The organism is Acinetobacter parvus DSM 16617 = CIP 108168 (genome assembly GCF_000368025.1).
GTDB lineage: Bacteria > Pseudomonadota > Gammaproteobacteria > Pseudomonadales > Moraxellaceae > Acinetobacter > Acinetobacter parvus.
On record NZ_KB849211.1, the window covers coordinates 405,155 to 417,565 of the forward strand.

Genomic DNA, 12,411 nt, shown 5'->3' on the forward strand with positions numbered 1-12,411 from the left:
TTTGTTTATTTATGTGCTGTGATTGATTGGCATAGCCGCAAGGTACTTGCGCATAGGGTATCGATTAGTATGGAGGTGGATTTTTGTATTTCGGCTTTAAATGAAGCGATTGAAAAATATGGTCGACCTGAAATATTTAATACAGACCAAGGCAGCCAGTTTACCAGTGATGCATTTATTGATGTATTGAAATCAAATGGCATTCAAATCAGTATGGATGGTAAAGGTCGATGGGTAGATAATGTGATGGTTGAACGATTATGGCGGAGCGTTAAATATGAAGAGGTGTATCTCAAAGCTTATAGCAGTGTCACAGATGCGAAAAAGCAATTGAGTGCATATTTTGAATTTTATAATTTGAAACGGCCTCATTCGAGTCTGGACAAAATGACCCCAGATGAGTTTTACTATGACCAGCTACCACAACAAAATAAGGTAGCTTAACTAGAGCAGAATATCACTTATAAATAAGCTTTTAGTTGTTCAAACATGTGGGACCACCTCTTAACTACATTCTTTTCACTTATAATATTATCTTCATCATTTTTGTTTTTCTCATTAAAGTCCTTTATATCAATTGCTGTTCTCGTAATTTTTTGAATTATTCCTATTAAATGTTGACCAGCTTTACTACTTTGAAGTACTGCAAGTCTATTTACTTGTAACTTTCTAAGTCTGTCTACATCATCTACTTCTACAACAACTGTCATAGTATCAACTGTTCTAACACGACCTAATGCCTCACTATCGTCGTACTCTAATATTGCCATTTTGTTATTCCCTCTTATTGAATTAATTTTAAAAAATTTTCAAGTTGCCAATAAGCCAATACATTTTTAATTTCGTTACCATTCGGATATTTATTTGAATAAATTTTTATACCTTGAGTAGCTTCTTCAATGGCAATGTATTTTCTACATTTACCACTTTTAAAGAATGCATGAGCTGTTGAACTGATTTCTTTCGTTATTAATATCAGGGGTACATCATCACGTTGACATCTTTCGATAAGGCGAGATTGCAAATGTCTATCATTAAATCCATAGCCGATACATAAAAACGCTGAAGCATTTTGAGTCGCAGCATCAGCATTATGCATTGCACTTCTGAAAGGCTCATCATGAGTAATTCTATATTTTTCAATACCTGGAGTTACTATTACTGGTAATAAGCCACTGGGAGGCTCAAGCATAGGAGGAAGTGATACCACCACTCCAGCGGGGTCACGAAACCATCCAAATGAACCATGCACTTTCCAAACATTAACTGTCCGATGTGGCCTACCATTTAATGTTATTTTTGGAGGGATAGTGACTGTTCTTTCTCCTAAATATCCAAAACTAAATCCGGTATAGGTTGCATAACCAGCTGCTTCAGCTGCATATTCTGCTAATCTGTCATAGTTTGGTGTAACAACATGAATTTCTCTGTTAACACTACCAAACATATATCTAAATAAACGACTTAAAGGTAAAAAACGCCTATCCCTAATTACTTGATGATAGATATTTAAATCTTCAGAATTCAAAAAAGCCCAAGTAGTTGAAACTATATGATCAGTAACTTCATCAGTTGCTGATATATTTGTTAATGCCGACTCAAGATCTTCAATTTTCAATCGTTCTAAAAATTCTTGCCAACATTCCTTATGTTTATCATCTTCACAACTTAGTGGAAGAATAGAATTTTGTAAATGTTCCCCTAACAACCCCATGCCAGGAATTCCATGTGGGACAGAAGCTCCACTTCCCAAAACAATAACAGGGTTTTTACTCATATACTCCTGCACTAGCCTACATAACTCGTCTTCCACGTTTACCCCAAATATTATTAAAAAAAATTTAATGGTTTGTTTGCTAATTAATTTGAACAATAATTTTCAAGTTAAAATACAATATCTATATGATTAATTTATATAAAACTAAAATTTATACAATACATAAAATTATAAAAATTGAACTTAAAGCAATATTACAGTTTTGTATTTGAGAAAAAATAGTAGTTACAATCATTGTTCTTATTTGACAACCATTTTATTAATTAGGAAAACAAGCCATATTGGAAAGGAACTGGAAGACCAAAAACGTGACCGTATGCTGAAAGAGGCAGGCTATCGGGTACAACGTTATACGCAAATTCCATCCATTAAACAGTTACAGATGGATATTCGCTGATTTAATGATGCGTAACATTACTGCTCTGTTTTTGCAGCTTGCTCGGCCTTTTTCTGCTCTTCGAATTTCTTGGCAATTTCAGCATGTTGCTGGTCATATTTTTTCTTTGTTTCCGCATCACTCTTTGCAGCAAGAAATGCCATACCTACAATAAAAATTGGAATTGCCAAACCCAAACCCATCAACAACCAAGGTATCGACTTTTTTTCAACAGTTTTTTGACTCATGGATTATTCCAACTTAAGTTGCAAGCTTCAAGGAGTGCAACAATATAACAAAAAAGAGCCTCTATAAAGAGACTCTTTTTTTATAGTTGATTGGCTTATTGAGCTGGCATATAAAGTTTAACAAAGTCCCTTAACTGCCCAGTTTGTGTTGCATAAAGAATTGCACCTGTATGAGAACCATTCACCACAGGAGCACTTGCACTTGGTGCAATTGGCACTGGAATCATACTGACATTTGTACCTGCTTTTGACATTTTATCGTACAGATCATACGTCACAGTATAAGGTACATTGGTATCATAAACCCCTTGAACGATCAGAATTGGTTTATTCAGTTTTTTCGTTGTTGGCTGGCTATAGTCGTTGAGGAACTTCTTCACAACCTCATCTGTTTCAAACTCTTCCCGATTAATTCCTGGATAGTCTATAACTTTCTTGTCTGGATTCGCTGCTATAAAGGCTTGAATATCTTTGCTGTATTCATCCTGGATTTCATCCAGACATTCAGTTTTTGCCAAATCGGCAATGGTCTTGGCTTTGGCACTACCAAACATATTCTGGTAATTGAATGTTGGCTCATAAGCTGTAATTCCAACCCCAGCCAATGCGGCATAAGACAACAATGTCGCATAGGTTTCAATCGCAACAGGCTGTGACAAGCCATTGATTGCAGCAGGTGCAACATTCAGGATAATTTCGCCTAAGCTTGATGCTGGTGCACCAGCAACCGCACCTTTATAGCTTACATCTGCATTGGCATATTCAGCAACACCCAATGAAGCCTGTCCGCCTTGTGACTGGCCTACAGACATCCACGCGCCATTCAGTTTGGTGCCATAATGCTCTTTGGCTGCTTTCACTGCATAGATTGCAGATTTAGCCTCGCTCGGCAGGTTCAGGTAAGGATGTTCACCTTCTCCTCCTAAGCCCTCATAGTCAGGCGCCACGATTACATAACCCTGACCCAATAGCTCCTTGGCAATATAGTCATTGAATCGATCACCCAATCCTGCATTGCTTGGTGCACATTTATCAGCTCCACCCAATGTGCCATGCGTCCATACGATCACCCGATAACCATCTTTAGGTGGAGCAATCGTTGGAAAATAGACAAGCGCTGAGGTTTCAACAGTCTTACCCAAAACGTTTGGCATTTTATATTTAATGACTTTAACCGAACTCGCTTCAGCCACATCTTTCAAAGTGTCTGCTTCATTTACATACGCTGTTTCTGAAACATAAGATGATGGTGTAGAGGGTTGTGAATTATTATCACTACCGCCGCCGCCATTATTACATGCAGTTAAAAATAATGAAGCTGTTAACGTAGAAATTGCTAAAGTAATATTAGACCGTTTCATAAAATATCCTTTTAGTCCTTGTCTTTTTTATACATGACGCTACACGCCATTCTATTAATACATAAAAAAAGTGCCCTGCATAGGACACTTTTCTATTCATTCATTATTTCAGCTTATGAATTCTAAAAAAATTCCGATAAAAATAATCATTCCAACCCAACGATTGTGACGGAATGCCCAAAAACAGATTTGAGGGTTCCGATCTTTTGTTTTGAACGCCTGATAAATAAAATCTGCCGCAACCACAAGCAATGCAATCAGCCCAAAAGGAATTAGAATATTTTCCAGATAAAATGCCGTCCCAATCAATCCAAGACTAATTGCCTGTAACAAAGCAATAATCTGGATATCGTAACGGCCAAACAGAATGGCCGTCGATTTCACCCCAATTTTCAGGTCATATTCACGATCAGTAATCGCATATTGAGTATCATAGGCCACTGTCCACGCCAAATTGCCAAAATATAAAAACCAGCAGGTTAAATCAGGTGTTTGCCCTACTGCGGTATAGGCCATGGGAATTGACCATGAGAATGCAGCACCCAAAAATACCTGAGGTAAATGGGTATAGCGCTTCATAAAAGGATACATAAACGCCAAAAACAATGCACCAAATGACCAATAAAAAGTCTCTAAAGGCAAGAACAACAACAGACAGGCACTAGCCACAACCAATCCCAAAAATACAAAAACTGCCTCACGGGCACGAATAATCCCTGTGGCTAAAGGACGGGTTTTGGTGCGTTCTACATGAGCATCGACTTTACGGTCGGCAAAGTCATTAATGGCACAGCCTGCTGCACGCATAAAAATCACGCCCAGCGTCATTACCAGCAGGATTTTTAAATCAGGAATACCTTTAGATGCAATCCATAACGCCCACATGGTGGGCCAAAATACCAGTTCCGTACCAATCGGCTTATCAAAACGGCAGAGATAATAATAGGCTTGCAGACGTTGTCGCCATGTGGTGTGTTGCACTGTTTCCATGCTGATTCCTTAGAGTCAATGCTGACGAATAAACTGTTCAAACGCTGGCAGAAATGTTTCCTGCACAATAAATTTGCAGCCATGCCAAGTATAGCAACTTTGTCGTGTCCAGCCCTCTTCCAGATGAATCACACGTCTTTCGCAAGCTGGATTGGTTCTTTGAAATAAAAACCAGCCAATCGGCTTATTACCAATATGTTGAAACAAACGGGCTTTTTTTTGCAGACTTAGAATTGGAAATATACTTTTAGCTTTTACCCATGCCTGTTCTTCACAACCATATAAATTGGTTTCTCGTACCCATGCAAGGTGATGGTATGGCATCTTCATCCATCGACTATCCGCAAGCGTTAAACGTTGGTACTGTTCTTTGATGCGTTCAACATGAAACTCACCACCTGCCAAATCTGTCAGTTGTTGAGTGAGTGAACCTGAGGCATACAACCATTTTTTTAATTCAGCAGGAAGCTGTTGTTCCCTTGTTCTGTTTGGTCGTAAATTTCGCATGCTTGGCTCACTAAAAACATCGGGATTAGTTTACCTGAATTTTTTATTAAAAATGTATGAAATTCAAATTGAAACAGAAACATAAAAAAAGTCCGCCGAAGCGGACTTTTCTGATTTTGGATGTATTACAGGCTGTAGTACATATCAAATTCAACTGGGTGAGTCGTCGTATTAAGACGACGTACATCTTCAGTTTTAAGTTCGATGTAAGCATCTAACATTTCTTTAGTGAACACACCGCCTTTTAATAAGAACTCATGATCCGCTTTAAGAGCATCAATCGCCATTTCAAGGTTGTGAGCAACTGTTGGGATTTTTGCTTCTTCTTCAGGAGGAAGATCATACAAGTTCTTGTCAGCAGCTTCACCTGGATGGATCTTGTTTTGGATACCATCAAGACCAGCCATCAACAATGCCGCAAAACCTAAGTATGGGTTCATTAATGGATCTGGGAAACGTGCTTCGATACGCTTGCCTTTAGGGCTAGAAACGTAAGGAATACGGATAGAAGCAGAACGGTTACGTGCTGAGTAAGCAAGCATAATCGGAGCTTCGTAATGTGGAACTAAACGCTTGTACGAGTTTGTACCAGGGTTGGTAATTGCATTCAATGCACGCGCGTGTTTGATGATACCACCAATGAAGAACAATGCCATTTCAGATAAACCAGCATATTCATCACCAGCAAACAGGTTCTTGCCATCTTTAGAGATAGACATATGAACGTGCATACCAGAACCGTTATCACCTACCATTGGCTTAGGCATGAATGTAGCAGTTTTACCATATTGATGAGCAACGTTCCAAACTGCATATTTGAACTGCTGAACTTCGTCCGCTTTACGAACCATGGTGTTGAAGCTCACACCAATTTCTAATTGGCAAGAAGCAACTTCGTGGTGATGTACTTCTACACGACCAGGGCCCATGATGTCTTCGATACGTGCACACATTTCAGCACGCATATCTTGATGAGAATCAACTGGAGGAACTGGGAAGTAACCGCCTTTCACACGTGGACGGTGACCAGAGTTACCAGCTTCATAATCTTTACCAGTCGACCATGCAGCTTCTTCAGCGATCAATGTGTGGCGAGCGCCAGACATGTCGATATCCCACTTCACTTCGTCAAAAACGAAGAATTCTGGTTCTGGACCAAAGAATGCAGTATCACCGATACCAGTAGATTTTAAATATTCTTCAGCACGACGAGCAATCGAACGTGGATCACGCTCGTAACCTTGGCCAGTAGATGGCTCGATTACGTCACAAGTCACAACAACAGTTGGCTCAGCAAAGAACGGGTCAAGGAAACCTGTTTCAGCATCTGGACGTAAGATCATGTCAGACGCTTCAATGCCTTTCCAACCAGCGATTGAAGAACCATCAAACATTTTACCGTCTTCAAAGGTATCTTCATCAATGGTGTCAGCTGGGTAAGTTACATGCTGCTCTTTACCCTTAGTATCAGTAAAGCGAAAATCGACCCATTTTGCGCCACTTTCTTTGATGAGTTGAAGGACCTTGTTCGCCATGCTCATTTGCTCCAATGAAATTTTTGTGCACCTGTTAAGTGCGTGTTAGTTGTTGATGTATAATTAGCAATTACCATACCAACAATTTTAAAGCATACCTAAAACATTGAAATTCTTTGCAGAAAAAATGCTTTAAGCTCCATGTCCCATGTCTACTATAATGTTTGCTTTCACAAATGCACCATATTTATACATTTCCACCTCAGCTCGTCTCCAAAACAGACACAATGAACCAAAACAGTGCAAAACATATAACAAAGAACCAATCTAGTGCCAATTACGCCATCTTTGGATGGTATAAATTGGCTTTTTATATCATTCTTTTCAGTTTGATTCCAATCAATTCAATTCGACTTTCAATTCAGGTGTGCCATTTTTTACTAAACCCTTAAATTAAAAAAGTTTATTCTGCATTTTTCTGTCTTTTATTTACACGTTTTTATCCTCATCCAAATCATCATTACTCGAAATATTCAGCATTGCCCATTTGTTTTTTGCTATGATTATTTTCCTCTATCATGAGTGAATATTTTTATTCGTTATAGCGATTAAAAATAAGACAAGCTGATAGATTTATTTAAGATCACAACACAATAAAGTGTACATTTTTCAAAAGGTTAAAGTCATGCTTCTGATGATCGACAACTACGATTCTTTTACCTACAACATCGTTCAGTACTTTGGCGAGTTGAATCAGGAAGTAAAAGTTGTTCGTAATGATCAAGTCACATTAGAGGATATCGAACGATGGCAGCCTAAATATCTGGTGATTGGTCCTGGCCCATGTTCCCCAACTGAAGCAGGAATTTCCATTCCAGCCATCAATCATTTTGCAGGAAAAATTCCCTTGCTGGGCGTTTGTCTAGGGCATCAGGCGATTGGTCAGGCTTTTGGTGGCAATATTATCCGTGCCAAAACCGTGATGCATGGTCGTTTATCAGATATGCACCATAGCAATAAGGGTATTTTTAGCAATTTACCCTCGCCTTTTGCTGCGACACGTTACCATTCATTAGTGATTGAACAGGAAACACTGCCAGATTGTCTTGAAGTGACCTGCTGGACCAATCAGCCAGATGGCACGATTGAAGAAATTATGGGTGTAAAGCATAAAACACTTCCTGTTGAGGGGGTTCAGTTTCATCCAGAGTCCATCCTGAGCCAGCATGGACACCAGATTTTTAAGAATTTTTTAGAGATTTATGCATAAATGAACATTCAACAAGCATTGAATCATATTACCAAAAACATTCATTTGACCCAGCCGCAAATGGAAGATGTCATGCGTAGCATTATGCAGGGTGAAGCCACCGACGCCCAGATTGGCGCATTGATGATGGGCCTACGCATGAAAGGCGAAAGTATTGATGAAATCACGGCTGCGGCACGGATTATGCGTGAGTTTGCCATCAAGATCGATGTCAGCGATATTCCCCATTTGGTCGATATTGTAGGAACAGGTGGTGATGGCCAAAACCTGTTTAATGTCTCCACTGCCTCAAGTTTCGTGATTGCTGCTGCGGGTGCGACTATCGCAAAGCATGGCAATCGAGGTGTGTCCAGTAAATCTGGTTCATCAGATGTATTGGAACAGATGGGTATTCAGCTTGATCTGGATATGCAACAGACTGAACGTTGCATTCGTGAAATGGGTGTGGGTTTCCTGTTTGCACCGAATCATCACAAGGCCATGCGTTATGCTGTGGCACCACGTCGTGAACTGGGTATTCGTAGTATCTTTAATTTATTGGGTCCTTTAACCAATCCTGCTGGTGTCAATCGTTTTGTCATTGGCGTGTTTTCTGATGAACTGTGTCTTCCAATTGCTGAGGTTTTAAAACAGCTGGGAGCAGTACATGTCATGGTGGTGCATTCCAGAGACGGTCTGGATGAAATCAGTCTAGCGGCACCCACCACAGTGGCCGAACTCAAGGATGGTGAAATCACTGAATGGACGATTACTCCAGATGAAGTTGGAATTCCATCACAGACACTGACGGGTTTGGTTGTGAACAGTTCACAAGAAAGCTTGCAGTTGATTAAGGATGCTTTGGGCCGTAACAAATCAGAAATCGGTGAAAAAGCAGCCAACATGATTGCACTGAATGCAGGTGCAGGTATTTATGTGGCAGGCATGACCAAGACCTATAAACAAGCCGTTGCGCTGGCGCAGGATATTCTCTATGGCGGACAGGCCCTGGAAAAAATGAGTATTCTGGGTGAATTTACCAAAACATTGAAACAATATCAGGCAGACTAAGGATTTCTCATGATCAATATTCAAAATACCATTCTCGGTAAAATTGTTGACCGTAAACATGAGGAACTTGCCGCACGTTTAAAACAGCGTAGCCTGCATGATGTTGAACAATGGGCGAAAGAGGCAACACCCGTGCGTGGTTTTGCCCATGCCCTGCAACATAAACGTCCAGCCGTGATTGCTGAGATTAAAAAAGCATCACCATCTAAAGGCGTCATTCGTGCAGACTTTAATCCTGCGGAAATTGCACAGCAGTATGAACAAGCTGGAGCAGCATGTTTATCTGTTTTAACTGATGTGGATTTCTTTCAGGGTGCAGATGAAAATATTGCAATTGCACGTAACCATTGTGCCCTGCCCGCTTTACGCAAGGATTTTTTGATTGATCCTTATAATGTGGTTGAGGCACGAGCCTTACATGCAGACTGTATTTTATTGATTGTGGCATGCTTGTCTGATCAGCAGCTAGAAGAAATGTCGAAAACAGCATTTGAACATCAACTGGATGTATTAGTTGAGGTGCATGACGAAGACGAACTGGAACGTGCCTTACAGTTACCTGAGCAATGTATTCTCGGTGTCAATAACCGTAATTTAAAAACCTTTGATGTGGATTTAAATACTTCATTGCGTTTAAAGAAATTGCTACCAGCCTCTCGTGTGTTGGTCACTGAAAGCGGCATTGCCACACCTGCTGATGTGGAAATGATGCAGGCCAATGATATTCACACTTTCCTTGTTGGTGAAAGTTTTATGAAACAGCCTCGTCCTGATTTAGCGTTTGGTGAATTGTTTGGGAAACCAGAACTGGTTTAAATTTATTATGAGCAAACATGATTCATCGCTTTCTAAAGATCAGTTTAACCTGCTAAAAGCCTTTAAAAAGCAAATTTCCAACCCTCAATCCAGCGCGGTTGCCAAACAGGCTGAGTCAAAAAAAACTCAGGTTGCTGTTGAAGAGCTGGAAGATACCGAGCTTTTTAAAAAAGCACTGGTCGGTGTAAAACCTATCGCCAATGATAATATTGCCAATACCAAAACCACCCGCAGCAAAAAGGTGGATGCGCAGACATTGGCAAAACGGGCCGCGGCTGAGGGTTCTGCCGAACAGGAACATACTGAGATTTCAGATACCCAGGCCATCCTGAATCCTGTTGCAAGCCAAGCTGCTTTAAGCTATCGCATCGCAACCTTGCAGCATAAAGTTTTTGAGGATTTAAAAGCAGGCAAAATGCGCTGGTTTGAGGCAGTGGATTTACATGGCTGTACCGTTGAGCAGGCACGGTCAGCCGTTTTGCAAATTATCCAGATTGCAAAAGATGAAAATCAGAATGTCATTAAAATTGTGCATGGCAAAGGTCCAGAAGCGATTTTAAAAACCTATGTCAATGGTTGGCTCAGACAACACCGTGATGTATTGGCTTTTGTCAGTGCACCTGAAAATCAGGGCGGTACAGGTGCAGTTTTGGTGCTGCTTAAACGTGCTGAAAAAAATCCAAAGTACAATCAGTAATCGGCAATTGGATCAAAACTCAATTTTTTAATCGTTTTCTGATACAATTGCCGTTTTGTTCAATCCACCTGAGTGAACATTGTTATGTCTATGCAGCAATCGTACGCAAATATCTTAACTGCCGTTGGTGAGGATTTAAATCGCCCAGGCCTAAAAGATACGCCAATGCGTGCGGCTAAAGCTTTTTCTTTTTTAACTTCTGGCTATAGCAAAACGCTTGAGGAAGTGACCAATAGTGCGGTTTTCCCATCCGATAACCATGAAATGGTATTGGTCAAAAATATCGAGTTCTATTCACTGTGTGAACACCATCTGCTGCCTTTCTATGGTCGTGTGCACATTGCTTATTTACCTGAAGGTCAGGTGCTCGGTTTATCCAAGTTTGCCCGTATTACGGAAATGTTTGCCCGTCGTTTACAGATTCAGGAAAACTTGACCCAGCAAATCGCAGAAGCTGTTGCTGAAGTGACTCAGGCACGTGGTGTTGCTGTAGTGATTGATTCAGCGCATATGTGCATGATGATGCGTGGTGTTGGCAAGCAGGAATCCACCACCCGTACTGTTTCGTTTATTGGTGATTTTAAGACGGACAAGGAAACTCGCCGTGAGTTTTTAAGTGCGGTTCCTGAAAGTTATTGATCTGAGTATTTACCATGTCATCCATTTATCTCGCTGGTCAGGGACAGCTTATTCAACATGAAGCTAGTGTTGATTACCCTCGCCCTGATCGATTGGTGAAAGGCAACCCACAACGCCTAACTTATAGCTTATATGAACATCCTCATATGAGTTGTGGAATTTGGCAATGTGAAGTGGGTGCATGGAATATTCAGTTTGCCGACAATAAACAGGAATTTTTTCAGGTGATTGAGGGCGCTGTGCGTATCCATGATGCACAAACCAATACGTTTATTGAAGTGGCTGCTGGAAATGCGGGTATTATTCCACCTGCATTTATTGGCACATTTGAAGTACTTGAAGCAGTTAAAAAGTATTATGTGATTGTAGATGTTTGATCTCATCATATTTAATACAATCGCCAAGTCCCATTTTGATCACGCTCACCCAGTATTTTTAAGACCAGAACCAAGCTTAACAATAACAGTAAATACCAGGAACCCAGTTTCCCCCAGCCAACCATATGCCATGCATCAACCTGACTGGGATAAAGCCAGATTTTATAGAAAGTACTGATATTTTCAGCAATCCAGATCAGGAATGCGAGTATCAGCAAAATCGGCAGCATCGGAACCTTGAAACGATGTTGGGCGAGTTGAAAATACAGTTTTGTTTTCCAGAAAATCACCACACTCCAGATAAATAATCCCATACGAATATCAGGAATAAAGAATTTGGTCATGAAATTTAAATAAGACAAAACTGCCAGGCACAACATATTGCCAAACTGGGGGAGATTTTCAAAAGACACCTGATACAGGCGGAGTGACCTTGCAAAAAAGCTGCCGACCGCAGAATACATAAAACCCGCAAATAATGGCACCGTAAGCAACTTAAAGATGGCAGGCTGAGGATATTGCCATGATGCAATTGCAGGATGCGTCAGAAAAATCTCCATCCCCATCGCCATAATATGGAATAAGGCAATGACCTTGGCTTCATCCCAGGATTCAAGTTTTAAATACAGCAGGCAAATCTGGATCATCAGCGCATAAAACAACAAATAGTCATAACGGTAAAAACCGTAATATTCCTGACTTCCCATCGGTGCAGTTACTGCAAAAGCAATTAAAAGCAGCAATCCAAATAAGGCAGCCGAAGCTGCCCTACTGATAAAATTTATTGGTAATACAATCAACTGCACAAAACTGATCCTAGCTGGTTTA

15 protein-coding genes and 1 pseudogene are annotated in these 12,411 nt (G+C 40.4%); 8 read left to right on the top strand and 8 right to left on the bottom strand.

The window, feature by feature from the left end; all coding sequences use genetic code 11:
• A partial coding sequence (locus F988_RS04040) for an IS3 family transposase (protein WP_004678275.1) occupies window positions 1-444 on the top strand: 444 nt, incomplete at its 5' end.
• A gap of 17 nt (window positions 445-461) precedes the next feature.
• Here the strand turns inward: F988_RS04040 and F988_RS04045 are convergent.
• Window positions 462-770 (bottom strand): hypothetical protein, encoded by a 309-nt coding sequence (locus F988_RS04045; protein ID WP_004681228.1) that lies wholly within the window; start codon window positions 768-770, stop codon window positions 462-464.
• A 14-nt stretch (window positions 771-784) separates the two neighbouring features.
• Window positions 785-1,777, bottom strand: a complete 993-nt coding sequence (locus tag F988_RS04050; protein WP_004681230.1) for an SIR2 family protein — start codon at window positions 1,775-1,777, stop codon at window positions 785-787.
• 271 nt (window positions 1,778-2,048) lie between these two features.
• On the opposite strand from F988_RS04050, the pseudogene F988_RS15185 reads away from it, so the two are divergent.
• Window positions 2,049-2,174: pseudogene (locus tag F988_RS15185) on the top strand (DUF2726 domain-containing protein); the annotation flags it as partial.
• 17 nt (window positions 2,175-2,191) lie between these two features.
• On the opposite strand, the gene F988_RS04055 reads toward F988_RS15185, so the two are convergent.
• From F988_RS04055 to glnA, 5 genes are all read right to left on the bottom strand, one after another.
• A complete protein-coding gene (locus F988_RS04055) occupies window positions 2,192-2,401 on the bottom strand; it encodes a hypothetical protein (RefSeq protein WP_004678037.1) in 210 nt (69 codons plus the stop codon).
• A 95-nt stretch (window positions 2,402-2,496) separates the two neighbouring features.
• Window positions 2,497-3,762: an alpha/beta hydrolase family protein gene (locus F988_RS04060; RefSeq protein WP_004681231.1), complete on the bottom strand. Its 1,266-nt coding sequence runs from the start codon at window positions 3,760-3,762 to the stop codon at window positions 2,497-2,499.
• A gap of 108 nt (window positions 3,763-3,870) precedes the next feature.
• On the bottom strand, window positions 3,871-4,752 hold the full coding sequence (gene ubiA / locus F988_RS04065; RefSeq protein WP_004678041.1) for a 4-hydroxybenzoate octaprenyltransferase: 882 nt from the start codon (window positions 4,750-4,752) through the stop codon (window positions 3,871-3,873).
• Between the two features lie 15 nt (window positions 4,753-4,767).
• Entirely contained in the window at window positions 4,768-5,259 is a 492-nt protein-coding gene (locus tag F988_RS04070) for a chorismate--pyruvate lyase family protein (protein ID WP_004678044.1), read from the bottom strand.
• Between the two features lie 125 nt (window positions 5,260-5,384).
• Window positions 5,385-6,800, bottom strand: a complete 1,416-nt coding sequence (gene glnA / locus F988_RS04075; protein WP_171055689.1) for a type I glutamate--ammonia ligase — start codon at window positions 6,798-6,800, stop codon at window positions 5,385-5,387.
• A gap of 619 nt (window positions 6,801-7,419) precedes the next feature.
• On the opposite strand from glnA, the gene F988_RS04080 reads away from it, so the two are divergent.
• From F988_RS04080 to F988_RS04105, 6 genes are all read left to right on the top strand, one after another.
• Window positions 7,420-8,004, top strand: a complete 585-nt coding sequence (locus F988_RS04080; protein WP_004681233.1) for an anthranilate synthase component II — start codon at window positions 7,420-7,422, stop codon at window positions 8,002-8,004.
• On the top strand, window positions 8,005-9,054 hold the full coding sequence (gene trpD, locus F988_RS04085; RefSeq protein ID WP_004681234.1) for an anthranilate phosphoribosyltransferase: 1,050 nt from the start codon (window positions 8,005-8,007) through the stop codon (window positions 9,052-9,054).
• Between the two features lie 9 nt (window positions 9,055-9,063).
• A complete protein-coding gene (gene trpC / locus F988_RS04090; RefSeq protein ID WP_004681237.1) occupies window positions 9,064-9,870 on the top strand; it encodes an indole-3-glycerol phosphate synthase TrpC in 807 nt (268 codons plus the stop codon).
• 7 nt (window positions 9,871-9,877) lie between these two features.
• Window positions 9,878-10,567, top strand: a complete 690-nt coding sequence (locus F988_RS04095) for a Smr/MutS family protein (protein WP_004681238.1) — start codon at window positions 9,878-9,880, stop codon at window positions 10,565-10,567.
• A 90-nt stretch (window positions 10,568-10,657) separates the two neighbouring features.
• Window positions 10,658-11,206, top strand: a complete 549-nt coding sequence (gene folE, locus F988_RS04100; RefSeq protein WP_171055691.1) for a GTP cyclohydrolase I FolE — start codon at window positions 10,658-10,660, stop codon at window positions 11,204-11,206.
• Window positions 11,207-11,220: 14 nt separating this feature from the next.
• A complete protein-coding gene (locus F988_RS04105) occupies window positions 11,221-11,583 on the top strand; it encodes a cupin domain-containing protein (RefSeq protein ID WP_004681243.1) in 363 nt (120 codons plus the stop codon).
• An 11-nt stretch (window positions 11,584-11,594) separates the two neighbouring features.
• Here F988_RS04105 and F988_RS04110 read toward each other — a convergent pair whose 3' ends face one another.
• Window positions 11,595-12,389: a DUF817 domain-containing protein gene (locus tag F988_RS04110; protein WP_004681245.1), complete on the bottom strand. Its 795-nt coding sequence runs from the start codon at window positions 12,387-12,389 to the stop codon at window positions 11,595-11,597.
• Between the last annotated feature and the right edge of the window lie 22 nt (window positions 12,390-12,411).

What these genes read in the sequence shown, in the direction of transcription:
- F988_RS04045 (WP_004681228.1), bottom strand. Translation starts at nt 770, where the DNA reads ATGGCAATATTAGAGTACGACGATAGTGAGGCATTAGGTCGTGTTAGA.
- F988_RS04050 (WP_004681230.1), bottom strand. Translation starts at nt 1,777, where the DNA reads ATGAGTAAAAACCCTGTTATTGTTTTGGGAAGTGGAGCTTCTGTCCCA.
- F988_RS04055 (WP_004678037.1), bottom strand. Translation starts at nt 2,401, where the DNA reads ATGAGTCAAAAAACTGTTGAAAAAAAGTCGATACCTTGGTTGTTGATG.
- F988_RS04060 (WP_004681231.1), bottom strand. Translation starts at nt 3,762, where the DNA reads ATGAAACGGTCTAATATTACTTTAGCAATTTCTACGTTAACAGCTTCA.
- ubiA (WP_004678041.1), bottom strand. Translation starts at nt 4,752, where the DNA reads ATGGAAACAGTGCAACACACCACATGGCGACAACGTCTGCAAGCCTAT.
- F988_RS04070 (WP_004678044.1), bottom strand. Translation starts at nt 5,259, where the DNA reads ATGCGAAATTTACGACCAAACAGAACAAGGGAACAACAGCTTCCTGCT.
- glnA (WP_171055689.1), bottom strand. Translation starts at nt 6,800, where the DNA reads ATGAGCATGGCGAACAAGGTCCTTCAACTCATCAAAGAAAGTGGCGCA.
- F988_RS04080 (WP_004681233.1), top strand. Translation starts at nt 7,420, where the DNA reads ATGCTTCTGATGATCGACAACTACGATTCTTTTACCTACAACATCGTT.
- trpD (WP_004681234.1), top strand. Translation starts at nt 8,005, where the DNA reads ATGAACATTCAACAAGCATTGAATCATATTACCAAAAACATTCATTTG.
- trpC (WP_004681237.1), top strand. Translation starts at nt 9,064, where the DNA reads ATGATCAATATTCAAAATACCATTCTCGGTAAAATTGTTGACCGTAAA.
- F988_RS04095 (WP_004681238.1), top strand. Translation starts at nt 9,878, where the DNA reads ATGAGCAAACATGATTCATCGCTTTCTAAAGATCAGTTTAACCTGCTA.
- folE (WP_171055691.1), top strand. Translation starts at nt 10,658, where the DNA reads ATGCAGCAATCGTACGCAAATATCTTAACTGCCGTTGGTGAGGATTTA.
- F988_RS04105 (WP_004681243.1), top strand. Translation starts at nt 11,221, where the DNA reads ATGTCATCCATTTATCTCGCTGGTCAGGGACAGCTTATTCAACATGAA.